The organism is Alteromonas stellipolaris, assembly GCF_001562115.1.
Lineage (GTDB): Bacteria > Pseudomonadota > Gammaproteobacteria > Enterobacterales > Alteromonadaceae > Alteromonas > Alteromonas stellipolaris.
The window spans coordinates 2,048,281-2,066,417 of the sequence record NZ_CP013926.1 but is presented as its reverse complement, the minus strand read 5'-3'; the positions used below and the strand labels follow the sequence as shown (position 1 = coordinate 2,066,417).

Genomic DNA, 18,137 nt, shown 5'->3' with positions numbered 1-18,137 from the left:
AACAGCAATTTTTATTCGCGCGGATTGTAAGAGCTAGGAAATGAAATAAACAGTGAGATGGGCATGAATGAACTATTTTATGCGATATTTTAACTATCAGGGTGATAACTTTTTGCTATCAGTGAAGAAAGTGCAAGGTTGATGATAGTTATAATGATGATGCCAACAAAATAGCGCTGCGTGTATCAGCTACTGAAGTATAAAAAAGCCTCGTTAAAAACGAGGCTTTAAAGGAATATTAGAAGCAGAAAGGAGTAAGCGGGTATTTACGCCTTCTAAGTAGGCCTTAACTTACACTAGCTTCTTCGCGCAGTTCAGCGTCTCGCATCTCTCCCTCCAACCGCTGACTTTCATCGGCGCGAGGTTTAGTAAATCTTGCTAATGCAAGATATAGCACTGGCGTTAGGTATAAGGTAAAGACCACCGCAATACCTAGTCCACCAAAGACAACCCAACCAATCGCATTTCGCGCTTCGGCACCTGCGCCTGTTGAAAGTATCAGAGGCAAGCCGCCTAATATAGTGGACACCAATGTCATCATGATTGGGCGAAGACGAACGCGACCCGCTTCTATAATGGCATCGTAAACGCTATAGCCTTTATCCCGTAACTGATCGGCAAACTCAATAAGTAAGATGGCATTTTTCGCCAATAGTCCTATTAGCATTACCAAGCCAATTTGCGAGTAAATGTTAATGCTTGTGCTGGTTAGGTACAGGGCATAAATAGCCGCAGCAATACCGAAGGGCACCGTTAACATTACCACAACGGCAGAATTCACACTTTCAAACTGCGCTGCCAACACTAGCAGTACAATAATAAATGCGAGTACGTAGGTTAGGGCGACTTGCTTAGACGTTTCTTCATAGGTTTGTGCTTCACCTAAGAATACTAATCCCATGCCATCGGGTAGCGTTTCGTTACCAAGTTCGCGAATGCTGTCTACTACATCACTTAACGCTAAGTCTTCCGGCAAATCCATCTCGATATTAATTGCACGGCGCTGCGCTTGGCGTTCAAGTTCAGCGGCCACACCTTCTTCAGTAATAAATGCGACACTGGATAATGGCACCAGGTTGCCAGTACTGCTTTTCACATACAGATTAGTAAGGTCTGAGGGGTTAATAGAATTTCTATTATTGGTTTGTAGCATGATGGGAATGGCTTGGTCACCCACGTTTAAATCAGCAATATCATCACCATTTACCGCAGCGCGAAGGGCGCTGGCAATATCAGGCAGTGGTACACCTAATTCCTCTGCACGACGTCTGTCAATATTAACTCGCATTTGAGGCTGAGTAGGGTCGTAGCTAATTTGCGGTCTACCCACTTCAGGTAACGCATTTTCTATCTCGATAGCAAACGCTAACGCCGCTTTATGAATATTTTCATAGGTATCACCAGTAAGTGCCAGTTCTAAACCACCACCTTGACCCCGTAAATTAAGGCTGTTTCCGCCAAAGGCATTGCCCGGCGCTCCTGGAATGGCTTGCAAGCCAGGGCGAATTTCACCCACGATATCTTGTAACGACTTGTCGCGATCATCCCAATGCTTAAGCGGAACCGTAATAAATACAATATTAGGATCCCATTGCCCCACCACCGTATAAATTGAGTCGATGGTGCCGTTTTCTACATAAGGGAATAGCATTTCTTCCATCTTCTCGGCCTGTCGGTCCATGAAGTTCAAGCCTGCACCATCAGGCCCGCGAGCAAATATACGAATTGTGCCTCTATCTTCACTTGGCATTAATTCATTATCGATATTCTTTGCCAGCAAGTACGCACCACCGCCAGCCAATAAGCTTACTATGCCTACCGCCCATGCGTATTTTAGCGCAAACACCAGTGACTTTTGATACAAACGTAAACAGGCGTGACCGAAGCGGCCAAAGGTGGCATCGAAAAAGCCCGACTTCGTAGATTGCTTTTTCGAAAGCCTAGCGGTAAGCGCGGGTACTAACGATAAAGCAACAAACGAAGATATGATAACTGCCCCAGCTAGCACGCCGCCGAATTCTCTAAATAAGCGTCCTGCGGTAGATGGCAGGAATGCAATGGGTATAAACACCGAGGCTAATACTGCCGTGGTAGCAATAACCGCAAAGAATACTTCACGAGTACCAATAACCGCTGCTGCCCGAGGACCAAGCCCCATGGCTCTTCTGCGCTGAATGTTTTCAGATACCACAATGGCGTCATCAACAATCATGCCTGTGGCAAGTACCAACGCCAATAAGGTTAGAATGTTAACTGAAAAGCCCATGGCCCAAATAATACCTAGCGCGCCGGCCAGTGAGACAGGAATACTCAGGGCTGGCACAATAGTGGCTCGCCAAGAGCCAATAAACACGAGTAAAGTGAGAACAACTAACGCCACGGTAAGACTCAGCGATACCACCACTTCTTTTACCGAGTCTCGAATAAATTCAGCGTCGTCAGATGTCACTACAATCTTCATATCCGTAAAGCGTTTGTCTAAGTCTTTCACCATAGAAAGCACTTCATCTGAAATTTCAATGGTGTTTGAACTGGCTTGGCGGATAACGCCTAAACCAATAACCGGGCGGCCATCAAGGCGAACCATACTGCTGGAATCGGCAGGACCAAAATACACACTGGCTACGTCGCCGATTCGTATATCACCTGAAACAACAATATTACCTACATCTTCAGCACTAACTGATGTAGCGTCGGCGCGCACAATTAAGGCTTGGTCGGAAGATTGAATACTCCCTGCGGGCACATCAAAAGGGGCTAGCGCTAGTGCGCTGGCAATTTCAGCCATCGATAACCCAAAGCTGGTTAAACGAAGTGGGTCAACGGATACCCTAAGTACACGTTCTCTGTCGCCACTCATACTGACATCGGCCACCCCAGGAATGCTCAAAAAAAGCGGAGCCACATCGGTGTCAACACGCTCAGTTAAGGTTTCCATGTCTAAGGTGTCGCTTGAAATCGCAAGGCTTACCACCGCTTGCGCATCACTGTCTGCGCGAATAATCGCAAGCTCTTCGACATCATCCGGTAGCTGTCGCTGAACGCGGCTCACCGACTCTCGGGTTTCGTTAGCGGCATCTTCTAAGTTAACGCCAGCGCGAAACTCTACCCTTATACGTGCTGAATTTTCTTCGCTTTGTGCGGAAATATTTTTTACGCCGCTAACACGAGCTACCGCGCCTTCTAGGCGACTGGTAACCTCTGCATCTACGGTTTCCGGTGATGCACCAGGGTAAGTGGCGGTAACCGTAATTCTTGGCGTATCTACATCGGGAAGTTCTCGAACTTCTAGTGCACTTAGTGCCGATAAACCAGCAATTGCAATAAGTAAGTTAAGAACAACAATGAGTACCGGTCGTCGAATTGATAAAGAGGGAAGGTCATTGGTTACCGGCGCGTTACTCATTGGCGGGGCCCCCAACCAATTCCGTCGTAATCGCTTGTCCATTTCGAAGGCGTTGTACACCTTCAGCAATTAACGTGTCGCCTTCGCTAATGGCGCCAGACACTAAAATCGCGCCACGCAAACGTTGATGAACATTCACATCAACCCGTTTCGCTTTTCCAGATTCTGCAAGCCAAATGTATGCGCCAGTGGCACCCCATAGTAATGCGGCTTCTGGAATGGCTGCATAACGGTCGCCTTTAATGCTTAAATTCACCCGAAAGCTCATGCCAGGGCGAAATTTGTCTGCTGAGTTGTCTAACAGTGCGCGGGCTCGCAAGGTACGATCTGCTTCGTTAATGCGCGAGTCAATTTGTGCAATCTCGGCTTTAATGGACACTTCACGGTCACTCCAAGGTTCCAATGTCACATCGGGCGCGTTCATCAGCACAGGTAATGCCGCTTCTGGGGCTTTGAAATTAATGTAAAGCTTGCTTCTGTGGTCAAGCGTAGTGATTAACGTTTGCTCGTTAATTCGGTCGCCTACTTCAATGTCAGTAATGCCGACAACGCCGTCAAAAGGTGCTTTTATAAAACGGTCATCTAAGTCGACAATAGCCTCTTCCAAAGCCACTTCGGCTAAGTCACGCTGAGTGCGGGCAAGGTCAAGTTCACTGATAGGCACTGCGCCTTGGGCATGGCTGGTGATAAGTCTATCAAGCGTACGCTGTGCATCCTTTAATGTTAGCTCAGCACGCTTAACGGCATTCTTCTGGCGACGATTATCTAGCTTTATTAATACTTTCCCAGCTTCAACAAGTTGGCCAGGAACAAAATTGACTTCGATGACTTCATCGGCAACGGCGGGGTAAAGTGCAATGGAGCGAAGCGCCTCGGCACTACCCACAGCCTCCACTTTTCGGGTTTCATACATAAAAGAGACAGGCTCAGTCACGACTAACTTAGCCTGTTTGTCACCCATAAATTGGCTGTAAGCCGGTACACTTGTGAGTGCCAATACTACACAGCACGCCGATACCCTCGCGTATCGGGAGATCATATTTGTCATTTTTTTTCCGAAATCTTTTAGTTTTATATTTTTTCTAATAACGATAATTAGTGGCTGTTTTCGCGTTCTTTTTTTGCCACTTAACCCAAGCAAAATTCTAGTGTTATAGCACCATAGGCAGCTTAGCTAAGCAATTGCAGTTCAGCGTATTCCCTGTACAGGGTATCGCTTTTCATTAATTGTGCATGCGTTCCGATACTGACAATTTTGCCTTTATCCATTACCACAATGCGATCTGCATGCTGAACGGTGGCAAGGCGATGTGCGATAACAATACTGGTCTTGCCTTCCATTAAACGATTCATTGCCTGTTGAACCATACGTTCACTCATGGCATCTAGCGCACTTGTTGCTTCATCTAAAAGTAAGATAGGGCGATTTGCTAATATTGCACGGGCTATGGCGACACGCTGTTTCTGCCCGCCAGAAAGCTTGATGCCACGCTCACCTAACTGAGTGTGATAGCGGTTTTCTAGGTTATCGATAAATTCATGAGCAAAGGCTTTTTTGGCTGCACTCATTACTTCATCGTCACTTGCCTTGGGGCTACCGTAGCGAATGTTTTCCATTACGCTACTGGCGAATACCACAGGCTCTTGGGTAACAATGGCGATATGCTGGCGCAAGCAGCTTAGCGGCATGCCTATAATGGGCGTGTCATCGAACGTAATTTCACCGTTAGTGGGGTCGTAAAAACGCATAAGTAATTGGAATAGCGATGACTTTCCAGCGCCACTCGCCCCTACCAACGCAAGTTTCTCACCGGCTTTAATATTTAAGTTTAGATTGTCAAATAATGGCTTAGTACCAGGGTAGCCAAAGCTCATATCTTTAAACGCAATAGCAGGCGCTACCTGAGGTACTTGCGATGAAGCGGAGTGTTCAGACAGCGAGGTCACTTCTGATGTTGCATTCAGTAGCTGATAAAGGCGTTCACTTGCACCTACGCCTCGTTGTACTTCACCAATCACTTCACTCACAGTAGCGATACTGCCACCTGCCATCACCGCATAAAATAGAAAGGCGGACAATTCCCCAACGGTCATTTTGCCTTCTAAAACTTGGCGTGCGCCTACCCACGCAATAAATATTATCGCTGTCATGCTTAAGCACATAATGCAGCCAATTAATAAAGACCGATAATGGATACGATGTTTAGCTGCATTCATCGCCGACTCTACTCGTGAAGAAAAGTGAGCGCGTTCTTTGTCTTCTGCGGTGTACGCTTGAACCGTCATAATTTCATGCAGGCTTTCATCAATGTGAGAGCCTAAATCTGCCACCTTATCTTGGCTGATTTTAGCGAACTTGCGTACTTGTGGTGCTAAAACTTTTATGGGTACTAGTACAGCAGGTACAGCGATGATGACGCAAAAAGTAAGTAGGGGACTAGATATACCCATCAACACTAACGCGCCAATAAATGTTACTACCGAGCGAAGTGTCATAGAGAGGCTCATACCTACCACGGTTTGAATTACCGTAGTGTCGCTAGTGAAGCGAGAAATAACCTCACCGGTTCTAAGCTCTGCGAAAAATGAAGGAGGAAGTGAGAGCAAATGAGAGTAAACCTGATTTCTAATATCGGCACTGACTCTCTCGCCCAACCATGTCATCAAGTAAAAGCGGGCATAGGTCGCAATGCACGCAATCAGCGTTATTGCCAATACAATAACCGTGGCTTGGTTTAAGGTTTCAGAAGCGCTTTCTACAAAGCCGCTATCGATAGCGTATTTAATGCCTTGTCCTAACATTAACCATGCTATAGCGGCAGTAAACAAGGCGGCAATGGCCCCAGCGACACGTTTTTTGTATTGGCTTAAGTGTGAACCTATCCACTGCAGTACTTGTTTTGTTGACACTTCATTTAACGGTGTTGCCAAAATAACCTCTTTTAAATTTTCAACAGGATAAAGCGATGCTACGGAAAACCGTATCTAATTTGCGCTATTGATGCGTTCGAACAGAAGCCGAGAACGATTAATTGTTATGACTATACGCTGAATTAGGAAAAGTTGATTTATTCATGCGACTACAGTTGCAGTAAATCAGGTGGGTGGAACCTGGCTTGCCCTGACTTGGGCCTGACTTACGCGGGCCGGGTTAAAAATTTGTAAGAGAAGCCGGAAGTCGCAAAGAAATAGCTAAAAAAGAAAAGATTTTAGAAAAGAAAAAACAAGAGTAGAAAACGGCTGGGTTCAAAGTAAAAACAAAAGTCTGAGGTTCCATTTATAATTTGGAACCCCGACGTACCTATATGTAATCAAGCACTTTGAAGTGCAAAGCTTAAAAGCTTAAAAGCTTAAAAGCTTTTAGCGCTTAGCTTAGCAGCTTCAAGCGCTCAGCTTTGGCTAGCAATGAGGGCTTGCTCGATGTCAGCTATAATATCGTCAATATGTTCAATACCTACCGAAATACGAACCATATCTTCACTAACGCCGGCCGATGCAAGCTCATCAGCATTTAATTGACGGTGTGTAGTGCTAGCAGGGTGACAGGCTAAAGACTTTGCATCACCAATATTAACTAAGCGTAGAATTAGCTGTAGGGCGTCGATAAACTTAGCGCCTGCTGGCAATCCACCTTGAATCCCAAAGCTAATAATACCGGCCGCTTTACCGCCACAAATGCGTTGGCAGGTGTCGAAGTGCTCACTATCAGGCAGAGCCGCATAGTTAACCCAATTCACTGAAGGGTGCTTTTCAAGAAGCGCAGCCACTTTTTCTGCGTTTTCGCAGTGGCGCTCCATCCGTAACGATAAGGTTTCTAAACCTTGCATAATATTAAACGCACTTTGTGCTGAAAGTGCAGCCCCTGTATTACGCAGAGGCACTACGCGGCAACGGCCAATATAAGCAGCTGGGCCAAGTGCTTCTGTGTAAGTAACGCCATGGTAGCTAGGATCGGGTGTAGTCAGCATACTGAATCGTTCTGGCTGGGCAGCCCAGTCAAAGTTACCTGAATCAACAATAATGCCGCCCACGGTAGTGCCGTGACCGCCAATATATTTGGTTAGGGAGTGAATGGCTATATCTGCACCGTGATCGAACACCTTGCAAAGAATAGGGGTGGCAACGGTGTTATCAACAATTAACGGCACGCCTGCGGCATGTGCAATATCGGCCCAACGTTTAATATCAACAACGTTTCCTGCAGGGTTACCAATAGACTCGCAAAATACCGCTTTGGTATTTTCATCAATAGCAGCAGCAAGGCCGTCGAAGTCATTTGCTTGTACGAAGGTAGTTTGAATACCTTGGCGAGGAAAAGTATGGGCAAAAAGGTTGTAGGTGCCGCCGTATAACTGTCCAACACTTACAATATTGCTACCGACTTCTGCGATAGCTTCTATGGCGTAGCGAATAGCGGCCATGCCAGAGGCTACCGCTAATGCCCCAACACCACCTTCTAATTCAGTTAAACGTTGCTCTAACACAGCATTGGTGGGGTTCATTATGCGGCTGTAGATATAACCTGGCACTTTAAGGTCGAACAAATCAGCACCATGTTGCGTATTATCAAACGTAAACGATGTGGTTTGATAAATAGGAGTAGTTGCTGCTTTTGTAGTTTCTTCGCTAGTATAGCCTGCGTGTAATGCAATGGTTTCTGGTTTCATTGAACATACCTTAAAAGTTAATTCATATTTTGTGCGTTTAGATGTTTAGATGGTTAGACGTCTATAAAGCTTTTGATCAAGGTAATCCAAAAATCTTTACTTGTGAAGTATTAAAAATTTATTTGTTAATTAAATGTAGGAGAGTGTTTTGGAAAAGCCAGTGCATCAGCCCAGACAACAAGTAACACAGCAAGGTAGTAAATCTATTCTCTACTACGTGCACGACCCCATGTGCAGTTGGTGCTGGGCGTTTGTACCAGTATGGAACACCATAAAACAAAACCTGCCAGATCACATAGAGGTGCGATATGTATTAGGCGGGCTAGCGCCCGATTCTAACGAACCCATGCCAAGTGCTATGCAAGCTGCCATCAGCGGATATTGGAAAACCATTATGCAGCGGGTGCCGGGTACCACATTCAACTTTGATTTTTGGGAAAAATGCGAGCCACGACGCTCAACTTATCCGTCATGCCGTGCGGTAATTGCTGCAAGAAATCAAGATGCCAGTAAAGAAGAATCGATGATAAATGCTATTCAACAAGGGTACTATCTTCGCGCCATGAATCCGTCCAATGACAGTACGTTGATTGAACTGGCCAGCGAGTTAGGATTAAACCCAGAGCAATTCGAAGAAGACTTAAACAGCGCAGAAACTCAACGAACATTAATAGAAGAAATAAACATGGGGCAAGCTATTGGCGCCCAGGGCTTTCCCAGCTTAATTTTAAAAAATGAATCAGGTTATCGATTTATTGCCCTTGATTATAACGATGCGAATGTAACGTTGGCTCAGTTAGGTTTATAAACTACAGCTATAAAACTCTCATATGACATGGGTCAACTTGGGCCCATGTCGCAAAACTGTTTACGCATTTTTAGCGGCTTCTAATTAAACATTATTCACTAACATTCCCTTTTTTCGTCGCACTAGACATTACAGAACGCCCGTTTTACTCTCATTATTCTTCCTGTTTCTATTCAAGCCTTAAATGATAATAAATAAGAGAAAATTCATGATCAAAAGAATCAAATTCAACACCTTGTTCGTTGGCATGCTATTCATGTTTAGCCAAACCAGTATGGCTAATACTGCCACCGAGCAGAAAATTACAAAGCATATTAATGATAACCTCACCCAATCCCAAGCGCTGTTAGAAAAAACGGTGAATATCAATAGTGGCACCATGAATTTCGACGGAGTCAAAAAAGTAGGGGCTATTTATCAAGCCGAGTTCGATGCAATGGGGTTTGATACCCAGTGGGTTGATGGAAGTGAATTTAATCGGGCTGGGCACTTAGTGGCCAGCTATGGCAATTCGGGGCCAAAGATTCTGATGATAGGCCATTTAGATACAGTATTTGCTAAAGATGATGCATTTCAGCACTACAGTGTCGTTGATGACACCCATATTGCAGGGCCTGGCATCACCGATATGAAAGGCGGCGATGTGATTATTATTGCGGCACTGCAAGCGCTGAAAGCCTTAGATTTACTTGATAAAATCAGTATTAAAGTAGTGATGACAGGCGATGAAGAAAGTAGTGGCCGCCCACTTTCACTATCTAAGAAAGCTTTAGTTGATGCAGCAATATGGGCAGATATCGCGCTAGGGTTTGAAGATGCCGATGGCGATATTAAAACGGCGGTGGTTGCACGTCGCGGCTCAATAGGGTGGCAGTTAGATGTTGCAGGCAAGCCTGCGCATTCATCACAAATATTCACCGACAATGTGGGCTATGGTGCAATATTTGAAACGGCTCGTATTTTAAATAGTTTTCGCGAACAGTTAGCGGGCGTTGGTAATATTACCTTTAACCCTGGGTTAATAGCGGGTGGTACTGAAGTTGAAGTACAACCCGAGAATTCTATCGTACAAGGCTTTGGTAAAACCAATGTGGTGGCAAAAGAAGTTACCGTGAAAGGCGGCATTCGCACATTAACCGCCGACGAGTTGGCAAAAGCTAAAAAGGTTATGCAGGAAGTGGCTTCGAACAACCTAGCGCATACCTCTGCGACATTAACCTTTGCCGATGGTTATCCGCCAATGGCACCTACCGACCAAAACTATGCACTGTTAAAGATGTATAGCGATGTGAGTGAATCTTTAGGTTATGGCCCTGTAGCGCCGGTTAACCCAAGAAACGCAGGTGCCGCTGATATTTCATTTGCAGCAGATCATGTAGACATGGCAATTGATGGCCTAGGCTTGATGGGCGATGGCGGACATACAAAGGATGAAGTGGCCGACATGTCCACCTTTGCGCAAAACATGCATAAAGCGGCTATTTTACTCTATCGTTTAGGGGAAGCTAAGGCCTTATAAGCAAGCGAAATTTTTACTCCTTCCACACTAATAGCCAATAAATAATAAATAGGGATGCATAATCCCTATTTAACCCGCATTTATACTTGCATTCACAGCCCATATCCGTATAATTCGGCGGCCTTCTCTTAGGCGCTCAATTTATAAGCGTCTAAAGAAGGATTAAGTTAACGGTAACGCTACAACGAGTTTGAGGCATTTATGGTTACTATTCGTTTACAGCGTGGTGGCGCGAAAAAGCGTCCATTTTATCAACTAGTGGTGGCTGATAGCCGTCGTGCAAGAAACGGTCGTTTTATTGAAAACGTTGGTTTCTTCAACCCAACAGCACAAGGTCAAGCAGAGCGTTTACGCGTTGACCTAGAACGTGTTGATTACTGGGTTGGTGTTGGCGCGAGCTTATCTGAGCGCGTAACTAGCTTGGTAAAAGAAGCTAAAAAATCTGCAGCGTAAGTTGCAATTAACTGGTGAGTATAGATGAGTTTAGCGTCTGACATTGTGGTTGTTGGCAAAATCGGTGCACCTTACGGTGTAAAAGGTTGGGTCAAAATCAACAGCTATACACAAACACCAGAAGGTATTTTTGAGTACTTGCCTTGGTTTCTTGGCGAAGAAAACGAATACCAAATTGACCAATGGCGAACGCATGGTAAAGGCCTGGTAGCAAAGATTGTTGGTGTGGATAACCGAGATGATGCAGAACGCATTAAAAACTTGGATATAAACATTAGCGCTTCGCAACTTCCCGATTTAGGGGACGATGGCATTTATTGGCGCGAGCTCACTGGCATGAAAGTGGTAACTACGCAAGGTTACGACTTAGGTGTGGTGAAAGAAGTATTTAATACAGGTGCCAATGACGTGGTTCACGTTAAAGCTAATGTAGGCGATGCTTTTGGTCAAAAAGAAAGATTAATACCTTTTGTGTTCGACGACGTTGTACAAGAGGTTGATCGGGAAGCGAAGGTCATTAAAGTTGACTGGGACCCGGGGTTTTAAGTGACACCGGAAAAATGGTTCGGGGTGGTTAGCCTGTTTCCAGATATGTTCGCGCCATTTACCCAACAGGGTGTAATCGGCAGGGCTGTTAAGTCTGGAAAATTATCGGTTGATACCTTTAACCCCCGCGACTTTACCCATGACCGCCATCGCACAGTTGACGATCGCCCCTATGGTGGCGGACCCGGCATGCTGATGATGGTTAAACCGCTTACCGACGCAATACAAGCTGCCAAGAAAGTTGGTGGCGAAAACAGTAGCGTGATCTACTTATCACCCCAAGGGAAACCCCTTGACCAAGCAGGCGTTCAACGTCTTGCTGGAATTGACCGTACGATTTTAATCTGTGGTCGATATGAAGGAATTGATGAGCGCGTAATCGAAAGCCATGTAGATGAAGAAGTCTCCATTGGTGATTACGTTCTAAGTGGCGGTGAACTGCCGGCAATGGTCTTAATGGACGCAGTTGCTAGATTAGTTCCCGGCGTGTTGGGGCATAAAGCTTCAGCAGTTGAAGATTCCTTTACCGATGGTCTTCTGGATTGTCCGCATTATACGCGGCCAGAAGTACTAGATGGTCAATCGGTGCCTGAAGTGTTGTTAAGTGGTGATCATGAAAAAATTAGGCAGTGGCGATTAATGCAGTCTTTGGGTAGAACCTTACTGCGTCGCCCTGATTTGTTAAATCACCTAGCTCTGACTGAGGAGCAGCAGCGGTTATTGGAAATATTCCAAACGCAGTTGCAGCGAGATGACAGTTAACTAGGACGAGAGGATATGATGAGCAAAGTCAGTCAAGATATCATCAAGAAAATTGAGCAAGCACAGCTTAAATCTGATGTTCCAGGGTTCGGCCCGGGTGACACAGTAGTTGTTAAAGTTCGCGTTACCGAAGGTGACAAAGAGCGTCTTCAGGCTTATGAAGGTGTTGTTATCGCTAAGCGTAACCGTGGTCTGCACTCGTCTTTTACCGTACGTAAGATTTCTAGCGGCGAAGGCGTTGAGCGTGTGTTCCAAACACACAGCCCGGCTATCTCTTCAATTGAAGTTAAACGCCGCGGTGCGGTTCGTCGTGCTAAGCTTTACTATCTTCGTGAACGTTCAGGTAAATCTGCACGTATCAAAGAAAAGCTTAACTAAGATTACTAATCCTTGCGTTATTGTTAACTTCGAAAGAGCCCGCTTATTAGCGGGCTTTTTTGTGCCTGTAATAAAAGCGGGGAGAAATGCGGTGTAGGTGCCGATGACTCGCCGTAAACCCATCCATGGGGGCTCTGCCAGCGCATCCATGCGCAGGAAGGTCATCAGCACCTACACCGTATCGCTCCGGTCGCACTTTATAGCCATATTAGGTGAGTTGAATAATAGTGCCGATGACAAGCCGTAAACCCATCTATGGGGGCTCTGCCAGCGCATCCTGCGCTGGAAGGTCAGAGAGCCCAACACCGCATCCCTCCGGTCGCACTTTATAGCCATGTTAGGTGAGTTGAAGAATAGTGCCGATGACAAGCCGTAAACCCATCTATGGGGGCTCTGCCAGCGCATCCATGCGCAGGAAGGTCATTGGCACCTTCACCGACACCCACACCCCATATCTTGACGATAGCACAATTGCTCAATGCACCTTTGCGAGATAATATGTTGAAAATAGTTAATTAAAACAATGAGTGGCCATATGCTATCGCGTTTTTTCTGGGTATTAATAGTGTTAGCTTTCAGTGCTGTGTCTAGTGCCATGCCTAGTGCCGTGTCTAGTGTCATGCCTAGTACCATGCCTAGTACGATGCCTAGTGCAGACACTGAATTCACAATACCTAGAAGTACTGTTGTCGAGCTTCAAGACCATAAATCTCACCGAACTTACCCCATTTTTATCAAGTTGCCAAAAAGCTACCGAGCGAACCCTAAAGCATCTTACCCAGTGATTTATTTGTTGGACGGTTCTTATGCATTTCAGGTCGTGTCAGGGGTAACACGGTTTCCCATGAACAGTAGTGTAATGGAGCAGGCTATTATAGTGGCCATATCCTACTCGAAAGGGTCTAAGGGCGCCGCAAGTCGTGTTCGCGACTATACCCCTTACCATGCTGAAGACTGGAAGCTGGAAACGGGCAAAGCAGCGCATCATGCTGACTTTATCAATGACACAGTATTCACCTATATTTCAAATAACTATCGCGTGGAGGGGATGCCTAGAACGTTAGTTGGAAATTCCTTAGGCGGGCTATTTAGTGCCTATGTGCTTTTTACTCGCCCAAATATGTTTAGTAGTTACATTATTGGTAGCCCATCGGTGTGGTTTTGCGACAATGCCATTTTGTCTGAAGCAGTCGTACCCGCCAAAACACCTGTAAATGTTTATCTAGCCGTGGGGGCGTTAGAGCGCCCTGAATATGGTGAAAGGCAAGATATGGTTGAAGGTGCACAAAAGCTGGCTCAAAAAATAATGCAGCAGAGTGAGCAGCAGATAAATCTCAAGTTCAAACTGATTGATGAGGCCACCCACGCTACGACATTTCCCACCACCGCTATTCAGGGGTTAGATTGGCTCTACGGAAGTCGTCAGAAAAAGTAAGACAGCTATTGTCGCCTAACCGTTATTCATTCTTGTTAATCTCAGGCTTGCTAACTGAATCGTTAATCCAGCGTTTTAGCGGTACAAGCCATTCATCGATTGGGCGATAAAACGCGCCATGTTCTTTACCGGTTGAAATGGCTATCTCTTTAAATTCTCTAAGCATAGGGCTGCGTGCTTCTAACAGGTTGCACGAGCCAACATCGTCAGAAGTTTCATAAATTGAAAGCACGCGGCCGTATAACTGAATATCGCGCTTTCGATTAATTAACCCTGCACAGCCCGCTAAAATCACAACATTGACCTTAGCGTTTTTTAACTCGTTTGCTGCCAATATAGTAATAGCGCCGCCGCGGGAAAAGCCGGTAAGGGTAATGTTTTCTGGGGGAACACCTAAAGTGATAAGTTGTTGAACTTCTCCGGCAAGGCGTTTCGCATAGTCGATTGGGCTTACGCCCTTTGGTCTGTGGTGTGCTATTAAAGTATAGCTATCGTCATCAAGTGCTTTTTGAATACTCGGGAAATCATATACACCCCACCGAGGGTGAATGGGTGTTGGGTCATCACCCTCTACAATGAAACCATGGGAATAGAAAACGTAGTGTTCGGCAGTGTTTATGTTATTGGGGAAAGCATAGTCGCGTTGCGCGGCGCAGGCGGTAACACCGGTAACAATTGATAATAAAATGAGTATAAATTTCATGTAAAAGATAGGTTTGCATGTTTGAAACAATAATACTGACACGAAATTTGTAAATTAACGATCTGTACTCGACTATTTTCAGAATAAAACCTATGACAAATACGCAAATGAGACAGGGATGACAGCGGATTACTTTCTATTTTTAGGTTTATTTGGTGTGGCGTTCTTTGCGGTATCGGGCGCACTAATGGGGCATGAAAAAAGTATCAATGGTTTTGGCGTGGTTGTAGTGGCAAGTGTGACTGCCTTAGGCGGGGGAACCATTAGAGACTTATTGCTTACCCAACCTATTTTTTGGGTGGAAACGCCTTCTTATTTATATTCTGCCTATGGCGCAGTCATACTCACCGTTTTATCCATCCGCTATTTACCGCCACTATCTAACTATTACTTTATTTTGATGGATGCAGCAGGGCTAGCCATCTTTAACATCATGGGCATGGAAAAAGCGCTGATAGAAGGCACTGGTATGATAGTGGCACTAACCATGGGCATGACCACAGGCATATTTGGCGGTCTACTAAGGGATGTCATTTGTCGAGAGGTTCCATTGGTTATGCGTGGCGACCTATATGCTACAGCGTGTCTTTCTGGAGGTTTGGCGTATGCCGCCTTGTTTACGTTAGATGCGCCCTATGCATGGTGTATTTTAGGTTCACTACTAACAACCGTGTTTATTCGTCTAGGTTCCCTACATTGGGGCTGGAAACCTAACATATTTAAGAAGGGCTACACGCCGAAAAGCTAATACTCACCTTTGGTTGAAAAGTGAACTAAACAGGTGTGAACTTGACCGATCGTCATATGAAAAGCGTTTTTCTTTAACTTAAAGCAAAGTATTATACGTTAATGCTTGCTTGCCTATTCGTTTGTTGTTAAAAAGTCAATGACGTTAAAGAAAATTAGAAAATGCCTGTTGTACATTTAAGTTTACACGCGAAAATATAACTCTTTTGACGTTTCATTTTTTCCGTTTTTTAGTAGTTAAGAGAGCCCCATGATCAAGGACACTGTAAATAATATCCACGTAAGTGCAGAAGATGTACTTATTACGCCAGAAACATTAAGTGCTGAGTTGCCTGCCTCAGAAAAAGCACTTGCTGCCATTTCAGATTCTCGCAAAATTGTTTCTGATATCATTCACCGCCGTGACCATCGTTTGTTGGTAGTATGTGGGCCATGTTCTATTCACGATGTGGAAGCAGCTAAAGAATACGCGCTTAAGTTAAAAGAACTGCATGAATCATGCAAAGATACTTTATTCATAGTGATGCGTGTTTACTTTGAAAAGCCACGCACCACAACGGGTTGGAAAGGATTAATTAACGATCCTCATATTAACGACACATTCGATATTGAAGCTGGCCTGCGTAAAGCCCGTGAATTATTGATTTGGTTGGCCGAACTCGAACTTCCGGTAGCGACTGAAGCGCTAGATCCAATTAGTCCTCAGTACTTAGCAGAGTTATTCAGCTGGTCTGCAATTGGTGCTCGTACTTCTGAATCACAAACTCACCGTGAAATGGCCAGTGGTCTTTCAATGCCTGTAGGTTTTAAAAATGGTACTGATGGCAGCTTAGATATAGCCCTAAATGCGCTTAAGTCAGCAGCATCAGGTCATCGCTTCATGGGTATTAATAAGCAAGGTCAAGTAAGTGTTATCGCGACAAGTGGTAACCCAGATGGCCATATTATTTTACGTGGCGGCAAACAACCTAACTACGATTCGGTGTGTGTATCTGAGTGTGAAGTTGAAATGCAAGAAGCAGGGCTAACAGCAGGCTTAGTGGTCGATTGTAGCCATGCTAACTCCTCAAAAGATTACCGTCGTCAGCCATTGGTTGCACAAAATGTAGTAAATCAAATACTAGAAGGTAATCAGTCTATTATTGGCGTGATGTTAGAAAGCCACTTAAAAGCCGGTAACCAAAAGTCTGATGGCAAAAAACTAAGCGAAATGGAATACGGTGTGTCTATAACCGACGGTTGTATTGACTGGGAAACAACAGAATCGCTTATTGCCCAAACCAGAGATAAATTAATAACTGTGCTACCATTACGTCAAAATAAGCGCACCGATGTTGCCTAACGGGTAAGGTAGCCAGTGCCATTTGATTTGAGGGACATACTAAATGGCCGATTTTTCGCAGCAATTAGATACGCTGCGTGAAGGAATAGACGAGCTGGATACCCAGCTCGTTGAACTTCTCGCTAAACGTAATGCACTCACTACAAAAGTGGGTCAGGTAAAAGCCGAAGCTGGCATGCCTGTATATGTACCTTCCAGAGAAAAAGAACTCATTGCTTCACGACGAGCGCAGGCCGAAGCCGTAGGCGTTTCTCCTGATCTTACAGAAGATTTACTTCGTCGCATCATGCGCGAGTCATATCATACGCAAAATAATCGATACCTAGGGGTTAATGCTGACGCTGGTACCATTGTGGTAATTGGTGGAGCAGGTGCACTGGGTAAAATATTCGTAAGCTTGTTCGAGCGAAGCGGTTACTCTGTTTCTGTAGTAGAGAGAGAAGACTGGGAAAGTGGCCACGCAGCGGCCGTGCTTTCAACCGCGGCATTAGCTGTGGTAGCGGTGCCTATTAACCTTACTGAACAGGTGATAGGTCAGCTCTCTATGTTACCCGAAAGCTGTATTCTCGCTGATATCACGAGTATTAAGGTTAAGCCGATTGAAGCCATGATGGCAGTGCACAAGGGGCCCGTCGTTGGCTTGCACCCTATGTTTGGTCCTGATGCACCAGGTATGATCAAGCAAGTTGTGGTGGTGTGTGAGGGGCGTAATGAGAGCGCTTATGGCTGGCTTATTGATCAAATGCGAATTTGGGGGGCAACTATTCACAACAGTACCGCCGAAGAGCACGATAAATCTATGGCTTATATTCAGGTAATGCGCCACTTCAACACCTTCGTGTATGGTGAGCATTTGCGTGGAGAAGATCCAGATCTTGAATCCCTCACCATGTTTAGCTCGCCTATCTATCGGTTAGAGTTAGCTATGGTTGGGCGATTGTTCGCACAAGCCCCCGAGTTGTATGCCGATATTATTTTCAATAACCCCGAAAACTTTGCCTTGCTCCGACGTTTCTATGACCGTTTCGGTCTAGCCTTAAACGTGTTGGAAAAGGGTGATAAAAAAGCGTTCATTAAACAGTTTCTCACCATAGGGAACTGGTTTGGCAGCTATGCAAAAACATGCCTAGTCGATAGTAAACAACTGTTATTGAAAGCTGACGATGGCAAATTACTAAGAAAGCCTTGATTCGCGAAAACGTTTAAAAGTAGTTGATTAGAAGGTGGAGTCATTTTTAAAAGGGATATTTTGATTTAAGCGAGAACGTTACTGGTAAGCAAAAATCTAGACTATAGTTGAGAGGATGAATTGATATTTTTCTTCTATGTTTAGTCTTTAAATTTGTCGCGACACCTCCCAAAACGTTAACG

Annotated in this window: 16 protein-coding genes; 11 read left to right on the top strand and 5 right to left on the bottom strand. The window is 45.1% G+C overall.

The window, feature by feature from the left end:
- Positions 1 to 286 precede the first annotated feature (286 nt).
- The 4 genes from AVL57_RS08755 to AVL57_RS08740 form a co-directional block, all read right to left on the bottom strand.
- Complete coding sequence (locus tag AVL57_RS08755) at positions 287 to 3,406, bottom strand: efflux RND transporter permease subunit (RefSeq protein ID WP_057793009.1); 3,120 nt, start codon at positions 3,404 to 3,406, stop codon at positions 287 to 289.
- The gene (locus AVL57_RS08750) at positions 3,399 to 4,445 is read right to left on the bottom strand and encodes an efflux RND transporter periplasmic adaptor subunit (RefSeq protein WP_372620357.1); all 1,047 of its coding nucleotides are present in this window, start codon (positions 4,443 to 4,445) and stop codon (positions 3,399 to 3,401) included. Before AVL57_RS08750 ends, AVL57_RS08755 begins: the two co-directional genes overlap by 8 nt.
- A gap of 131 nt (positions 4,446 to 4,576) precedes the next feature.
- Positions 4,577 to 6,337 (bottom strand): ABC transporter transmembrane domain-containing protein, encoded by a 1,761-nt coding sequence (locus AVL57_RS08745; RefSeq protein WP_057793007.1) that lies wholly within the window; start codon positions 6,335 to 6,337, stop codon positions 4,577 to 4,579.
- A 458-nt stretch (positions 6,338 to 6,795) separates the two neighbouring features.
- The gene (locus tag AVL57_RS08740) at positions 6,796 to 8,073 is read right to left on the bottom strand and encodes an O-acetylhomoserine aminocarboxypropyltransferase/cysteine synthase family protein (RefSeq protein WP_057793006.1); all 1,278 of its coding nucleotides are present in this window, start codon (positions 8,071 to 8,073) and stop codon (positions 6,796 to 6,798) included.
- Positions 8,074 to 8,221: 148 nt separating this feature from the next.
- Between AVL57_RS08740 and AVL57_RS08735 the strand changes: the two genes are divergently transcribed.
- The 8 genes from AVL57_RS08735 (at position 8,222) to AVL57_RS08705 (ending at position 13,974) form a co-directional block, all read left to right on the top strand.
- Complete coding sequence (locus AVL57_RS08735) at positions 8,222 to 8,881, top strand: DsbA family protein (protein ID WP_082604947.1); 660 nt, start codon at positions 8,222 to 8,224, stop codon at positions 8,879 to 8,881.
- Between the two features lie 208 nt (positions 8,882 to 9,089).
- The gene (locus AVL57_RS08730) at positions 9,090 to 10,400 is read left to right on the top strand and encodes a M20/M25/M40 family metallo-hydrolase (protein WP_057793004.1); all 1,311 of its coding nucleotides are present in this window, start codon (positions 9,090 to 9,092) and stop codon (positions 10,398 to 10,400) included.
- Positions 10,401 to 10,601: 201 nt separating this feature from the next.
- The gene (gene rpsP, locus AVL57_RS08725; RefSeq protein WP_013784900.1) at positions 10,602 to 10,853 is read left to right on the top strand and encodes a 30S ribosomal protein S16; all 252 of its coding nucleotides are present in this window, start codon (positions 10,602 to 10,604) and stop codon (positions 10,851 to 10,853) included.
- Positions 10,854 to 10,877: 24 nt separating this feature from the next.
- On the top strand, positions 10,878 to 11,399 hold the full coding sequence (gene rimM / locus AVL57_RS08720; RefSeq protein ID WP_013784899.1) for a ribosome maturation factor RimM: 522 nt from the start codon (positions 10,878 to 10,880) through the stop codon (positions 11,397 to 11,399).
- Entirely contained in the window at positions 11,400 to 12,161 is a 762-nt protein-coding gene (gene trmD / locus AVL57_RS08715) for a tRNA (guanosine(37)-N1)-methyltransferase TrmD (RefSeq protein ID WP_082604946.1), read from the top strand.
- Between the two features lie 18 nt (positions 12,162 to 12,179).
- The gene (gene rplS, locus AVL57_RS08710) at positions 12,180 to 12,539 is read left to right on the top strand and encodes a 50S ribosomal protein L19 (RefSeq protein WP_013784897.1); all 360 of its coding nucleotides are present in this window, start codon (positions 12,180 to 12,182) and stop codon (positions 12,537 to 12,539) included.
- A gap of 362 nt (positions 12,540 to 12,901) precedes the next feature.
- Entirely contained in the window at positions 12,902 to 13,036 is a 135-nt protein-coding gene (locus tag AVL57_RS21410) for a hypothetical protein (RefSeq protein WP_257721355.1), read from the top strand.
- Between the two features lie 98 nt (positions 13,037 to 13,134).
- Complete coding sequence (locus tag AVL57_RS08705) at positions 13,135 to 13,974, top strand: alpha/beta hydrolase (RefSeq protein WP_057796263.1); 840 nt, start codon at positions 13,135 to 13,137, stop codon at positions 13,972 to 13,974.
- A 22-nt stretch (positions 13,975 to 13,996) separates the two neighbouring features.
- Here the strand turns inward: AVL57_RS08705 and AVL57_RS08700 are convergent, their stop codons facing one another.
- On the bottom strand, positions 13,997 to 14,677 hold the full coding sequence (locus AVL57_RS08700; RefSeq protein WP_057793002.1) for an alpha/beta hydrolase family protein: 681 nt from the start codon (positions 14,675 to 14,677) through the stop codon (positions 13,997 to 13,999).
- 118 nt (positions 14,678 to 14,795) lie between these two features.
- Here AVL57_RS08700 and AVL57_RS08695 point away from each other — a divergent pair, with 118 nt between their 5' ends.
- From AVL57_RS08695 to tyrA, 3 genes are all read left to right on the top strand, one after another.
- On the top strand, positions 14,796 to 15,425 hold the full coding sequence (locus tag AVL57_RS08695; RefSeq protein WP_057793000.1) for a trimeric intracellular cation channel family protein: 630 nt from the start codon (positions 14,796 to 14,798) through the stop codon (positions 15,423 to 15,425).
- A gap of 249 nt (positions 15,426 to 15,674) precedes the next feature.
- Positions 15,675 to 16,766: a 3-deoxy-7-phosphoheptulonate synthase gene (locus tag AVL57_RS08690; RefSeq protein WP_057792998.1), complete on the top strand. Its 1,092-nt coding sequence runs from the start codon at positions 15,675 to 15,677 to the stop codon at positions 16,764 to 16,766.
- A 43-nt stretch (positions 16,767 to 16,809) separates the two neighbouring features.
- Entirely contained in the window at positions 16,810 to 17,955 is a 1,146-nt protein-coding gene (gene tyrA / locus AVL57_RS08685; RefSeq protein WP_057792996.1) for a bifunctional chorismate mutase/prephenate dehydrogenase, read from the top strand.
- Positions 17,956 to 18,137: the final 182 nt, after the last annotated feature.